General features: G+C 36.0%; 11 protein-coding genes. 10 read left to right on the top strand and 1 reads right to left on the bottom strand.

All coding sequences use genetic code 11. The features are described from left to right. The first annotated feature begins 284 nt into the window (after positions 1-284). The 9 genes from ileS to H4K35_RS03085 all read left to right on the top strand — a co-directional run bounded on the left by ileS (position 285) and on the right by H4K35_RS03085 (position 10,288). Positions 285-3,689 carry an isoleucine--tRNA ligase gene (gene ileS / locus H4K35_RS03120; protein ID WP_182625928.1) on the top strand — a complete coding sequence of 1,135 codons (3,405 nt, stop codon included), beginning with the start codon at positions 285-287 and terminating at the stop codon, positions 3,687-3,689. 10 nt (positions 3,690-3,699) lie between these two features. Continuing rightward, positions 3,700-4,086 carry a TraR/DksA C4-type zinc finger protein gene (locus H4K35_RS03115; RefSeq protein ID WP_002988912.1) on the top strand — a complete coding sequence of 129 codons (387 nt, stop codon included), beginning with the start codon at positions 3,700-3,702 and terminating at the stop codon, positions 4,084-4,086. A gap of 86 nt (positions 4,087-4,172) precedes the next feature. Next, positions 4,173-4,766, top strand: a complete 594-nt coding sequence (locus tag H4K35_RS03110; protein ID WP_182625927.1) for a lipoprotein signal peptidase — start codon at positions 4,173-4,175, stop codon at positions 4,764-4,766. A gap of 226 nt (positions 4,767-4,992) precedes the next feature. Then, a complete protein-coding gene (locus tag H4K35_RS03105) occupies positions 4,993-5,949 on the top strand; it encodes a succinylglutamate desuccinylase/aspartoacylase family protein (protein ID WP_182625926.1) in 957 nt (318 codons plus the stop codon). After that, positions 5,942-6,508, top strand: a complete 567-nt coding sequence (locus H4K35_RS03100) for a 5-formyltetrahydrofolate cyclo-ligase (protein WP_182625925.1) — start codon at positions 5,942-5,944, stop codon at positions 6,506-6,508. Before H4K35_RS03105 ends, H4K35_RS03100 begins: the two co-directional genes overlap by 8 nt. Before the next feature lie 680 nt (positions 6,509-7,188). Next, positions 7,189-8,103 (top strand): hypothetical protein, encoded by a 915-nt coding sequence (locus H4K35_RS15730; protein WP_255492347.1) that lies wholly within the window; start codon positions 7,189-7,191, stop codon positions 8,101-8,103. Positions 8,104-8,162: 59 nt separating this feature from the next. Next, positions 8,163-9,179: a hypothetical protein gene (locus H4K35_RS03090; protein ID WP_182625924.1), complete on the top strand. Its 1,017-nt coding sequence runs from the start codon at positions 8,163-8,165 to the stop codon at positions 9,177-9,179. 71 nt (positions 9,180-9,250) lie between these two features. Next, positions 9,251-9,436 carry a hypothetical protein gene (locus H4K35_RS15725; protein ID WP_255492346.1) on the top strand — a complete coding sequence of 62 codons (186 nt, stop codon included), beginning with the start codon at positions 9,251-9,253 and terminating at the stop codon, positions 9,434-9,436. Positions 9,437-9,499: 63 nt separating this feature from the next. Next, positions 9,500-10,288: a hypothetical protein gene (locus tag H4K35_RS03085; RefSeq protein ID WP_255492345.1), complete on the top strand. Its 789-nt coding sequence runs from the start codon at positions 9,500-9,502 to the stop codon at positions 10,286-10,288. 115 nt (positions 10,289-10,403) lie between these two features. Here H4K35_RS03085 and H4K35_RS03080 read toward each other — a convergent pair whose 3' ends face one another. After that, positions 10,404-12,173, bottom strand: coding sequence for an AraC family transcriptional regulator (locus H4K35_RS03080; RefSeq protein ID WP_182625923.1), 1,770 nt, complete (start codon positions 12,171-12,173; stop codon positions 10,404-10,406). 328 nt (positions 12,174-12,501) lie between these two features. Here H4K35_RS03080 and H4K35_RS03075 point away from each other — a divergent pair, with 328 nt between their 5' ends. Further along, positions 12,502-13,083 carry a hypothetical protein gene (locus tag H4K35_RS03075; RefSeq protein WP_182625922.1) on the top strand — a complete coding sequence of 194 codons (582 nt, stop codon included), beginning with the start codon at positions 12,502-12,504 and terminating at the stop codon, positions 13,081-13,083. Positions 13,084-13,545: the final 462 nt, after the last annotated feature.

Here is a 13,545-nt window from a genome sequence, read left to right as displayed (position 1 = left end):
AGTTTTGGGTAATCAACACTTGCTGTTCTTTTCTAAATGGAAGAAACTCACATGCCTAGATTCTGTTTACACAGCAATCGGCAAAGGAACAAGGGAGTATTACCCAAAGAACAAATCTCCCCAAGCTCATACGCTCTACTTTTTATTGCTTCTCAGGCTTTCAAAAACTCAAAATCATTCAAAAATGCTTTTTTTTGCGCTTTTTAGTAGCAATAATTTGAGTTGTAATTAAATGAAAATGCGTAAATTCGCCCAATTGATTAAAAAATAGTAGAATAATAACGATGAGCACTAAATTTACAGAATATAAGAATCTTGATATGTCAGGGGTAGCATCTGAGATGCTAACGTTTTGGAAAGAACAATCCATATTCGAAAAAAGTATTAGTACGAGAGAGGGTAACAAGCCTTTTGTATTTTTTGAGGGACCGCCTTCAGCTAATGGAAAACCTGGTATTCACCACGTAATGGCTCGTACGATTAAAGATATTTTTTGTCGATATAAAACGCAAAAAGGATTTCAAGTTAAGCGAAAAGCAGGTTGGGATACACATGGACTACCTGTTGAGTTAGGTACAGAGAAGGAATTAGGGATTACAAAAGAAGATATCGGGGTAAAGATTACCATCGAAGAATATAACCAAGCTTGTAAGCGCACCGTTATGCGCTATACCGACTTGTGGAATGAATTGACACAACAGATGGGATATTGGGTAGATATGGAAGATCCATATGTAACCTATAAGCCGAAATATATGGAATCTGTATGGTGGTTGTTGAAGCAGATTTACGATAAGAATTTATTGTACAAAGGATATACGATCCAACCGTATTCGCCTAAAGCGGGTACAGGATTGTCTTCTCATGAGATCAACCAGCCAGGGGCTTATAAAGATGTAACAGATACTACTGTTGTTGCGCAGTTTAAAGCAGTTGAAACAACCCTTCCTGACTTCTTACAAGGAATGGGCACTATTCACTTCTTGGCTTGGACAACGACTCCTTGGACGTTGCCATCGAATACTGCTTTAACCGTTGGACCTAAAATTGACTATGTATTGGTTCAATCATTTAACCAATATACGGGCGAACCGATTCAAGTTGTTTTGGCTAGCGCATTAGTGGGTAAACAATTTGCTGGAAAATTCTCAGCTGTAGAAACAGCGGATGAAGTAGCAGCTTATCAAGAGGGAGATAAAAAGATACCGTATTTTATCGTTAAATCCTTCAAAGGAGCGGATTTAGTAGGGATTAAATACGAGCAGTTATTGCCGTATACGTTGCCTTACCAAAATCCAGAACATGCATTTAGAGTAATTGCGGGAGATTTCGTAACAACGGAAGACGGTACAGGTATTGTGCATACAGCGCCTACATTTGGTGCCGATGATGCCAAAGTAGCTAAAGAAGCTACACCAGAAGTACCTGCCATGTTAATCCTAGATGCAGAAGGAAATCCTGTGCCATTGGTTGACCTTCAAGGTCGATTTGTCAAAGAAATGGGAGAGGAATTTGGTGGAAAATACGTTAAGAATGAATATTATGATGAAGGAGAGGCACCAGAACGCTCAGTAGATGTTGAGCTGGCTATTAAATTAAAAGAAGAAAATAAAGCATTCAAAGTAGAGAAATACGTGCACAGTTATCCACATTGTTGGAGAACGAATAAACCGGTGTTGTACTATCCATTAGATTCTTGGTTTATCAAAATCACGGAAGTTAAAGACCGCATGTTCGAACTGAATGAAACAATAAACTGGAAACCCAAAGCAACAGGAGAAGGGCGTTTTGGAAATTGGTTGAAAAATGCCAACGACTGGAACTTGTCTCGTTCGCGCTATTGGGGTATTCCACTTCCGATCTGGAGAACAGAAGATAAAACCGAAGAATTGATCATCGGTTCTGTAGAGGAAATGGTGGCGGAGATTGCAAAATCAAAAGCTGCTGGTTTCCAAGAGAACAATCCGTATGAAGGATTTGTGGTAGGCGATATGTCAGAAGAAAACTACGACAAAATTGACTTGCATAAAAATGTGGTTGATTCCATCGTATTAGTTTCTCCTAGTGGCAAGCCAATGTATCGTGAAGCAGATCTAATCGACGTATGGTTTGATTCAGGATCTATGCCATATGCCCAATGGCATTATCCTTTTGAAAATAAAGAATTGGTGGATCAAAATGGCGCTTATCCCGCTGATTTTATCGCAGAAGGGGTGGATCAAACTCGTGGATGGTTCTATACCCTTCACGCAATTGCTACTTTGGTCTTTGATACCAAGGCATATAAAAACGTAGTTTCTAACGGTTTAGTATTAGATAAAAACGGATTGAAGATGTCTAAGAGTTTAGGCAATACCATCGATCCTTTTGAAACATTAACTGAACATGGTCCAGATGCAACTCGCTGGTATATGATTTCCAATGCAAATCCATGGGATAACTTAAAGTTCGATCTAGAAGGAATAACAGAAGTAAGAAAAAAGTTCTTCGGAACCTTGTATAATACCTATAACTTCTTTTCACTATATGCCAATATTGACGGATTTAACTATTCAGAGGCTGAGGTTCCAGTAAAGGACCGTCCAGAAATTGACCGTTGGATCCTATCGGAATTGAATACTTTGGTGCAAAAAGTAGATGAATGCTACGGAGAATACGAACCAACTCGTGCAGCAAGAGCAATTACGGAATTTGTAACAGAAAACTTGAGTAACTGGTACGTGCGTTTATGTCGTAGAAGATTCTGGAAAGGGGAGTATGCACAAGATAAAATTGCAGCCTATCAAACCTTGTACACCTGTTTGATTACGGTGTCGAAATTAGGCGCTCCGATTGCTCCATTCTTTATGGATAGACTTTACAGAGACTTAACATCTGTAACGAACAAAGAACATGCTGAATCTGTACATTTGGCTGATTTCCCTAAATTCGATGCGTCTTTCGTTGATGCCGGATTGGAAAGCAGAATGCACAAAGCTCAAATTATTTCTTCTTTGGTTCTTTCTTTGCGCAAAAAAGAAATGATCAAAGTACGTCAACCCTTACAGCGAATTATGATCCCAATTTTAGATGAAAATCAACGTTTGGAGATCTTAGCAGTAGAGGATTTGATCAAAGCGGAGGTTAATGTAAAAGAAATTGAGCTGTTGGATGATGCTTCTGGGATTTTGGTGAAACAAATCAAACCTAATTTCAAAACCTTAGGACCGCGTTTTGGAAAAGATATGGGATTGATTGCTAAGGAAATACAGAATTTCACCCAAGAAAATATTTCTGAGATTGAGAAAAATGGAGAAATTATTTTAAAATTAACGGAAAAAAGTATTATATTAACACTTTCGGACGTTGAGATCACTTCTCAAGATATCGAAGGATGGTTGGTAGCAAATGAAGGAGGAATTACGGTTGCACTAGATATCACCATCACAGAGCAATTGCGTAAAGAGGGAATTGCTAGGGAATTAGTAAACCGCATTCAGAATATTAGAAAAGACTGTGGTTTTGAAGTAACAGACAAAGTAAAAGTTACATTGCAAGATGTAGTAGAAATAAGAGAAGCTGTTTTAGCAAATGAGGATTACATAAAATCTGAAACATTAACTCATACATTAGAATTTGTTGAAACATTAGAAAACGGTATAGATGTAGAGTTTGATGAGCTGAAAACGCGAGTATTAATTTTAAAATAAAATTAAAATTATGAAAGAGACTGGCGAATTAGTACGTTATTCTGACGCAGAGTTGGCAGAATTCAAAGAGTTGATTCAAGCTAAAATTGAAAAAGCACAAGCTGATTTAGAATTGATCAAGAGTGCATATATGAATGATTTAAACAATGGGACAGATGATACATCTCCTACGTTTAAAGCATTTGAAGAAGGTAGTGAAACGATGTCCAAAGAGGCAAATTCACAATTGGCTATCCGCCAAGAGAAGTTCATTCGCGATTTAAAAAATGCATTGATTCGCATTGAAAATAAAACCTATGGCTTGTGTAAAGTAACAGGAAAATTAATCGATAAAGAACGATTAAAATTAGTTCCACATGCAACCATGAGTATTGAAGCAAAAAATATGCAACGATAAATCAATAAAACAACGCTCTTTTTACTAAAAGAGCGTTTTTTTTATCACCTAAAATCGTTTACATTTGCGTGTAAAAGAGAAAAAAAATGTCATTAAAGAAAGCCTATTTCCTAGTTGCTATAATTTTAATTATCGATCAATGGTCAAAGATTTATATCAAAACGAATTTTTTGTTAGACGAAGAGATTTTTGTCTTTGATTGGTTTAGAATACATTTTATAGAAAATGAAGGTATGGCTTGGGGAGTTGCACTTCCTGGTGACTATGGAAAACTAGCCTTAACTCTGTTTAGAATTTTTGCTGTGTTCGGTATAGGATGGTGGTTGCAAGATTCTATCAAGAAGAAGCTGTCTAATTACTTGATTGTGGCTATATCGTTAATTTTAGCAGGTGCAGTGGGTAATATTATAGATTCGATCTTTTACGGCGTTATTTTCAACGATAGTACACATCAATTGGCAACATTGTTCTCTGATCAACCGTATGGCACCTTATTTCACGGAAAAGTAGTCGATATGCTATACTTCCCAATTTGGCGTGGTTATTTGCCTGAATGGCTTCCTATTTGGGGCGGCAAGTATTTCACCTTTTTTAATGCTATTTTCAATTTTGCTGATACTGCCATCTCAGTTGGAGTTGGAATCTTAATTGTTTGGAATAAGCGTATTTTTAAAAACTAGCTTGAGTAGTTAGGGGTGAATAGTGATGTGTTAAGGGTGAAATCATCTGACTGAGTGCAAACGTCCTAAACCAGAATCCTCGTAACGAGCAAACCGCGCGACAAACAAACCACACAACGAGCAAACCACACAACGAGCAAACCGCGCAACGAGCAAACCGCGCGACAAACAAACCACACAAAATAAAAGAATTTCACTATCTTCACTTCTCGAAAAAACACGAGTTATGAAGATATTAGAGGAAGTGATTTTACCCGGTGAGAGCAAGACCGTACACTTAGAAATTGCCAGATTACATACGGCAACTAAATTGAGAATTCCCGTAATTATCTCCCGTGCACTTGAAGAAGGACCTACTATACTATTTTCCGCAGGTTTGCATGGCGATGAACTAAACGGGGTTGATATTGTACGCCAAATTGTCCACAGTGGATTAAATCGCCCAAAACGAGGAACAATTATTTGTATTCCTGTGATTAATATCTTTGGGTTTATCAATAAGACCCGTGAATTTCCCGATGGTCGTGATTTGAATCGCGTCTTTCCAGGCAGTAAGACAGGATCATTAGCGGGGCGTTTTGCTTACCATATTTTAACGCATATTATTCCACATGTCGATTTTGTGATTGACTTCCACGCTGGTGGGCAGAGTCGATTCAATGCTCCTCAGTTGCGCATCTCGATGGATGATAAAGCCGTGCTGGAGCCTTTAGCAGAAATTTTCCATCCCCCTTTCTTATTGTATTCTAATCAAATTACAGGATCTTTTCGCAGTGCTTGTGCCAAGCGCGGAGTTAAGATGTTGTTATTTGAAGGCGGAAAATCCCTAGACATCAATGCAGAAGTGTCTAAAATGGGCGTTGAGGGAACCAAGCGTGTTCTCCGTCATTTTGATATGCTAGGCGACGAATTTGAGGTGGAAAACCGCACCGATAAAATGGTCGTTATAGCACAATCTGTATGGGTGAGAGCCAAGCAGTCGGGTTTAATGCACGATCAGGTTGCTGTGGGAACCTATGTGAGAAAAGGAGAAGCACTCGCTTATATATCCGATCCCTATGGAAAAGAAAACATGATGATTAAAGCGCCAAATAGTGGTTATGTCATCAATGTTAATGATTCGCCCATTGTATACCAAGGCGATGCTATTTTTCACCTATCAAAAAATACGATCAATGAATAAAAACACCTTACGTCAAACCTATATCCAAGCTAGGCAAGGCCTTTCTGAAGAAGAAATCGACGACAAAAGCTTAGCCATTGCCAATCAGGCATTGCGTTTGCCCATTTGGGATAAATCAAACTATCATTTGTTCTTGTCTATTGTAGCAAAAAAAGAAATTAATACCGACTATTTGTTGCAAGTGTTAGCGGGTAAGGATAAGAATATTGTGTTTTCTAAGTCTGATTTTAAAACCGGAGATATGCAGCATTATTTGTTGACGGATAATACGGTTTTGCGCGTGAATTCCTATGGTATACCTGAGCCAGAGGGGGGAATTCAAATCCAAGAAAATCAGTTGGATGTTGTTTTTGTTCCATTACTCGCTTTCGATCAACATGGAAATCGCGTGGGCTATGGAAAGGGATTTTACGATCGATTCTTGGAAAAATGCAAACCAGAGGTCATCAAGGTGGGATTGAGCTTTTTTGAGGCAGTTCCATCCATCACAGAAGTATCTGATCTGGATATTGGGTTGGATTATTGCATAACCCCTGAACATATTTATACGTTTAAATAAAAAAGCGATGCCTGATGGCATCGCTTTTTTATTTAGGGCAACCATGTTTGGACTCTTTTTTAAGCGATGAATGCTATAATTACTCAAAAGTCTGGTGGGAAACATAGTAGATGCATTCTGAGCAATTGATTTCATACAACAAAGTTTATAAATAATAATGTTAAAAATTTAACGATAAGTGTGATTTTGGCATTATAATTGTGAGTAATATTAGTAGAAAGTAGATTAAATGCGCAATATTTTTGTATTTTTCTTGATTTAAGTGTATGTGTTGTTAGTATAGTTTTCCCTTATTGTTTTTTAAATCATTTCATGAAATAATTAAACAAGCAGAATAGAATAAGTCTAGCTATTCATACTCTTTTTCTACCTTACTCTTTTTGGGATAACCGATTAGTATTGTTTGAGAACTCACTTTCTTTCTTGGTCTTTATCTGCGATAATTAGGATGAACTCTTAATCATAAGTAGAGGTTCATACTGTCTTTGTAGCTGACAACTCATCTGCTAGGTTGTGCAGTGTAATTTTTTACAGCTATAAGTTTTAAGTCTGTTTTAAAGGTGTAGAGAGAAGTGAAATTGTTGATTCGCAGTAGTCCGGAATACGACGACTAAACAAAGTGTTTATTAAGTAATTCGTTGATTCAACGTTGAAGTTGGATTGACATAAAAATTTCAAAAATGAAAAATATTAAATTTTTTGTACTACCTGTACTTTTGGCCTTTGTAATTGTATCCTGTGATAGGGAGAGTGGGACAGTAATTCATACTATAACACAGGAGACTGGTATGAATAAAGAAATAAGTACTGATTTTTATACACAATTAACTCATCATTATCTTGCTACTGTTGATGATGGTAGCAATCCACCAGATCAACTCGAAGCGCCTCGTAAGTTTTGGAGTAAATTATGGAAAGGAATAAAGCAGTTCTTAAACGCCGATGCTAATGCTATGCTTTCTATCTATAAAGATTCTCAAAATCTAGTCGGAACTTTAGTTTTGGGTGTTGGTAGTTCTATTGACGAGATCACAAAAAATGAAAAGATAACTATAGACTCAGGATTACCTGATTTACAGGTGTTAAAAGAGGCGGTTAATCTTACAAATAGGTTTGATTCAATAGGATATAACCACTATGTTATTGTGAATAAGGTTTTAAATAATATGGACGAATATAACGGTATTACTGATGTAGGAGCACGTGATGCGGCTATTATTCAGAGCGTAAAGAAGGAGGTTTTAAACTTGTATCCTAATGCTCAAATTGGAGAGGATATAGATTATACAACGTTCTACAATTTTTTAAAACTGCAACATGGTGAGAGCTATACTGAAGACTCGATCTATTATGATCGGATATTTTCTTCTACTAGCAAAAAGACAGATCCTACATTGCTTTCTATTTTGCAGTTATATGCGCGATCATATGAAGCTGTAAAAGAAGGTTATATCGATTCTTTTATCGCTTATTCTAAAAAGATGGAGCAAGCCGTATTAGAGGATAACAAGTTGACAACTGACGTGAAAGAAACCTTACTTATTAGGATGGCTACTTATCATTATGGTATAAAGTACTATGCTAGTTTAAATTAATAAATACTAAACCCAAGGGTAAATCCTAGATTTACCCTTGGGTTTAAATAAATGTATAAATGAGAGTACTATTATTTTTAGAGTGTTTTTTATTTTTAATAATCGACAAATCTCTAGGTCAAACGATTATAAAAGACTGTAGTGCAGGGCAATTTGTTGCTGATGTAGTGGTTTATGATGCAGAAAATAATACCATAGTAGGCATTTCAAACGCGGATGGAATAGTGGAGATCGATCCGAAGGTTTTAGATCTCTCCCTTGTACATCCAGACTATGGAACTATTAAAACGACGAGACATGAAGTGATCTGTATTGATCAATTGCTAAATACAATTGTAATTGATCTGCATTTTGACGCCAAAAAAGAGTTATTGGGAATTCTTGAGAATACCTATGATCTATATCGTATTGATCCATATGAAGAACAGGTGTTTAGCTATATAGGAAAGATTTATGAAAACAACAATGAAGGAGAATTATTGATACAAGAGAAAGGAGGATTCAATAAAAATTCAACTTTTTATGATACCTCTTTTTTTATGTCCGATCGTTTAGTTGATTTTTTCGATAACATGAGTTTGGTTGCCTTTCATCCTCTAATAGCAGATGATAAAATATATTTTTTTTTCAACAGTGAAAAACATTTCAAAAGGTTGATTAAAAAGGTTAAAGCGTCGGAGGTCAATAAGATTAATTCGGATTATTTTGTTTACGACATTACGGGGATTAATTATTGGCAGTTTGAGATTGATCCTATAGAAAAACGAGTAATACGGTTTGTAAATTCAAAAGAGGTGCTTCTTTCTTCTGATAACAGATGGCAGAGCCCTATAGTGCAGCGGTTGATTGAGGTCCGCTATAGCTTGGTTGGAACTAAATTGGAGCAGCGTTTAGATTTATTCGAATTGTATAAATCAACGCGTTCAGGACAGGCGATGGCTAAAAATTTGACGATAAAGACCGTTAATTTAGCAGATGAACCATTTGGAACGATTAATTCTCTTTCTGAGTATTCTAAATTGAAAAGGTATAAAAGAAGGCAAGTTATAGAATTAGCTGATCGGAAGAAAGAATAACATATAGTTGCAGTATGCAGCTTGAATACAGCGGGTGACATTTGGGTACACCCGCTTAAACAAATATATAAATGAGAGTACTATTATTTTTAGGATGTTTTTTATTTTTAATAATCGACAAATCTTTAGGTCAAACAACTATTAAGGACTGTGGAAAACAGCTACTCATTGCTAATGTTGTGGTTTATGACGCGGAAAACAAAATAGTAGGAGTAACGGATGGAGAGGGAAAAGTAGCCTTAGATCCAAAGATATAAGACATAACCCTTGTACATCCAGAATATGGACATGTTACCACCGTAAATCAAGGAATCATTTGCTTGGATGAATTTTTAGATCCAATTGTTATAACATTACACTTGGACGCCAAACAAGAATTGATGGAGGTCCTTCAAAATACCTATGAGCAATACCGTATATACCCTTTTGACAAGCAGTTTTTTTATTATAAGGGAATGATTTATGAAAATGATAGGAAGGGGGAGTTAATCGCTAATGAAGAGGGGTATCTAACGTATAACTCCTATTTTAATACATCGCTTTTTATTTCTGATAAACAAGCGGATTATATGGATAGTAGTGATGCTGTAGTCGATCTTCCAATGAAGAGAGAACATCGGGATTATTTCTTTTTTAACAGTAAAAAACAGTTCAATGCGTTGTTGAAAAGCCTGAAAAAACTAAAGGTCAAAAAAATCAATGCCGCTTATTATGTGTATGATGATGCTTGGGATAATTATTGGTTGTTTGAAGTAGATTGCCTTGAAAAACGAATAGTTCGATTTATTAACACGGCACGTGAAACGACTTACTTTAATCCTAGAGCGAACTATATTTTTAAAAGAAAGAGTACATTAGTTCAACGGCTCATTGAGGTGAATTATGGGTTGGACGGGGAAAAACTTAAACAAAAGCTCGACTTATTTGAGGTATACAGGCTAACTAATTCAGAGGTGAAGTGGGTGAAATATTTAAAAATAAATACCGTTGATAGGCAAGACGTGACGATAGAAAATAAATATTCGTTATTTCAATATATTCGATTACATGTGAAAAGAAGGTTAGAATTACATAATTTAGCCGAATTGAAAGAGAAATCAAAACCATGATTGCAAAGCTCTAGTGAGCGATTGAAAGAATATGGTGATAATACTAGGTGAAGCATTTGTATTGATCGAGAGATTGTATATTGAAAAACTAAAGCGATGAATTTCAATATTTTTTTTACGATATAGTAGTATTGTTATCCATTTCTTTAAAATCTTCATCTTGTTGACGCATCTTAATAAAATCGGTCACCGATAGCTTGGTGATTTCTTTAAATGCGGTAGAAAAGCTTTTGGAGTTTCCAAAGCCAAACGCTTCAGCTAAACCTGTTAGATTGAGCAGATGTAACTTAGGATTATAAGTCAATTCATGCACTGCGTGCTGGATTCGAAGTTGCTTCAAATAGTCAGAGAAGTTAATCTGTTTTTCTTCATTAAAAAACTTGGATAGGGTATTGCGATTGGTTCCGAATTGACGGGCTAATTCATCTTGCGTAATTTTTTGCAAGAAACCCTTTTTATTTTCAAAGTCCTCTAATTTCTTTGCCAAAACCTGTGTTGTGTGGAGTGGTTGGCCCCATTCAGGAGTTTCTATAGGCAAAGCTGCTGGTGATTGTTTTAATCGCTCAGTAAGTTGGTTGGTCGTTAGAGGCGCGCGCTCAATAATCTGTCTGTATTGTTGTTGTAGTTTTTGTTGCTTCTTTTGGTAGTATAAAAGTCCTATAAACACAATAAAAATCAATACAGTTACTAGACCATACAAGCCTTTAATCTTCGAATGACTTTTGGAGAGTTCGTACTCCAACTTTTTTTGAGAAGCTTCTAATTTCTTTGTATCTAAATGCACGTGCATATAGGTGCTTAGCTTGCTGTTCTTTTTGTGTAGTTCGGAAGAAAGCCCCATTAATAGCTTGGTATAGTACAATTCTTTCTCTAAGTTCTTTTTGCTCTGATAATAGGTGATCAAATAGTCAAAAGCCTCACTTAGTTCGGTATTGGCAAACGTCGTTTCGAGATAGAGTTTTTCTATCTTTTCGAAATAGGGCAATGCCTTTTCTGGTTGACTGCTTTCCCATGCATTTTTCCCCAAGTAAAGGTAAACTAGGTGTTCATTGGCAAAATCTCCATTGGTTTGTATTGGCGTTAGGGATATAGTAAGCAAGGAATCAGAAGCAGAATAATTTTTCATGCGGTGATTATACATCCCGTTGATTAAATCAAAATAGGCCGTTTCTAATGCTTTATCCCTGGAGTTCAGCTTGTCGATGGCTGCATAACCCTCACCTAGTAAAAGTTGGATGGTATCCGTTTTTTGCTGGCGAAAGTTGGTTTTGCTTAAGGCGAAAACATTGGTGATATAACCGCGTAAATTGTTATATGCATTACTTGTATCATGGAGTTTGCTTTGGTAATAGTCAATAATCTCTCTGGTTACTTTTTCGGATTTTTCATAATCGTCTAGATGGTAATAAATGGAACTAATTGAACTTTTAACTTTGTTCAAAGTATATTCATCTTGGGCTCCCTTTAAATAATCTTCTGCTTTTAGTCCGTGTTCTAAGGCTGTTTTATAGTTTTTGTTAATGTATTCCACATAACTTTTTACATTATAGGCTGTGCCTACCGCTTTGATATCATTTAATGTTAGCGTATAATTAAGTAAACTATCAGCGTAAAGCATTTGTTGATCATACGCTTTTTCTAAAAATACCTTTTTGCGATAACCCACGATAATAGCTTCGGATACTTGTTCTTTTTTTGCTTTTTGCAAGTAATATTCGAGATATATTTCCTTGTCTGCAGGGCTTAATAAGTCGGAATTAATGCTAAAAAGGAGATCTTGTAAGGACCAATTCTTATAATCCGCATGATTTTGAGCAGGCAATGCATAGGAAAGTCCGCCACTAAGGGTTACAACAAAGAGAAACAAGAGTTTTTTTACACCCATTTTGTAAGGTTTTAAAAGCGTTTTCTTAAAGGTAGTGTTTTTTTGTGTTTTATAAAACATTGATGTTCAGTGTTTTTTACAAATTTTCCGATCCATTGACAAATTTTCTCTCGTTCTAATTTTAAGGAATTAACCCCTTAGTAATCAGTGTGTTTTACAAATCCTCCTTTTCGATTTACAATACTTCCGCTATAGGAATGATCGAAATTTGTGATTTTTTCTCAAACAACCTAAGTTTGCTTTGAAAATCATACGAAATCAAATTTGTTCCCATGAACAAGATTTGAATTCAAAAAGGAACTTATAGTAAAAATTAAAAGGCAAAACTATGAAAAAGATTTATATCTGCGCAGTATTCGGCTTGTTGTTCGCTTCATGTAGTACAGATGACGGACAGACTGAACCCTTAAAATATACAAATGAGGTTCATGCGGTAACGCCGACAAATTGGTTAAGTGTGATGACTAGTGTTGAAAGCGCAGTTGAAAATCAAAGCAGTTATACTGACTTAAAAGAAATGATTGCACATGTAGAAAGCAACGCTTTGGCTACTGCTGGTTTTGTTGCTATGTTAGACGCATCGTATAAAACACCAAAGGCATTTGAAGTAAAAAACGTAATGCATACGGATCAGGCCAAATTGATTGGTGGACTAAACTATAGTGCAACAGCAAAAACGTATTTGAACGAATTGATCGTGGATAAAAAAGCGTGGGCTGTTAGTCCTGAAGCTAATCCATTATTAAGTGCTAAGGAAGTAAAATTGTTGCAATTTGTAAAAGATATCAACGATCCAGATGACGAGTGGAACAGATTAAGACCGCTTGCTTTTGCATACGGTTATCAAACTAGTGATGCAACTGCAATAGTATATGCAGTGCTTGCGGGCGAATATAAAAAAGTAAAATAAGAAAAAACGTGTTGTTTCTGTATAACTGGCAGTCCGGAATGCTGGTATGAAACAAAACATAAGATACACTAGAAAGAGGGTATGAAATGAATGTATAAAAACAATAATCACAATTGATTATATCCTTAGAAAGTAAAAATAGTAATGGAACTTATAATTACCTATCGGTTTAAAATATTTGCAGTGTTATTGCTACTATGGGCAGGGATGAACTTTTGGGTATTTCCTCCTGCTTGGTTTTGGGTTGCCATTGTTTGTATGGTTCTGGTTTTGGGGATCAGTGTTAAGTTGTTTAAGGCCAAACCTTAGCTTTAACATGATAGACCAGCCATCGGATAATTCGGCAAAAATAGTTGGCTTTATCTTTTAAGACGATAAAAATAGAGGAGTTATATCCATTATAATTGATTAATTTAAATGGAAAAAAGCGATGAATTTTCATCGCTTTTTTGTTCTCATACA

The sequence above is a fragment of the Myroides sp. NP-2 genome, assembly GCF_014145665.1.
GTDB lineage: Bacteria > Bacteroidota > Bacteroidia > Flavobacteriales > Flavobacteriaceae > Flavobacterium.
The sequence above is the reverse complement of the archived record's forward strand: the minus strand, read 5'-3'. Positions and strand labels throughout refer to the sequence as shown.

What these genes read in the sequence shown, in the direction of transcription:
- H4K35_RS03110 (WP_182625927.1), top strand. Translation starts at nt 4,173, where the DNA reads ATGTCATTAAAGAAAGCCTATTTCCTAGTTGCTATAATTTTAATTATC.
- H4K35_RS03075 (WP_182625922.1), top strand. Translation starts at nt 12,502, where the DNA reads ATGAAAAAGATTTATATCTGCGCAGTATTCGGCTTGTTGTTCGCTTCA.
- ileS (WP_182625928.1), top strand. Translation starts at nt 285, where the DNA reads ATGAGCACTAAATTTACAGAATATAAGAATCTTGATATGTCAGGGGTA.
- H4K35_RS03105 (WP_182625926.1), top strand. Translation starts at nt 4,993, where the DNA reads ATGAAGATATTAGAGGAAGTGATTTTACCCGGTGAGAGCAAGACCGTA.
- H4K35_RS03100 (WP_182625925.1), top strand. Translation starts at nt 5,942, where the DNA reads ATGAATAAAAACACCTTACGTCAAACCTATATCCAAGCTAGGCAAGGC.
- H4K35_RS03090 (WP_182625924.1), top strand. Translation starts at nt 8,163, where the DNA reads ATGAGAGTACTATTATTTTTAGAGTGTTTTTTATTTTTAATAATCGAC.
- H4K35_RS15725 (WP_255492346.1), top strand. Translation starts at nt 9,251, where the DNA reads ATGAGAGTACTATTATTTTTAGGATGTTTTTTATTTTTAATAATCGAC.
- H4K35_RS15730 (WP_255492347.1), top strand. Translation starts at nt 7,189, where the DNA reads ATGAAAAATATTAAATTTTTTGTACTACCTGTACTTTTGGCCTTTGTA.
- H4K35_RS03080 (WP_182625923.1), bottom strand. Translation starts at nt 12,173, where the DNA reads ATGGGTGTAAAAAAACTCTTGTTTCTCTTTGTTGTAACCCTTAGTGGC.
- H4K35_RS03115 (WP_002988912.1), top strand. Translation starts at nt 3,700, where the DNA reads ATGAAAGAGACTGGCGAATTAGTACGTTATTCTGACGCAGAGTTGGCA.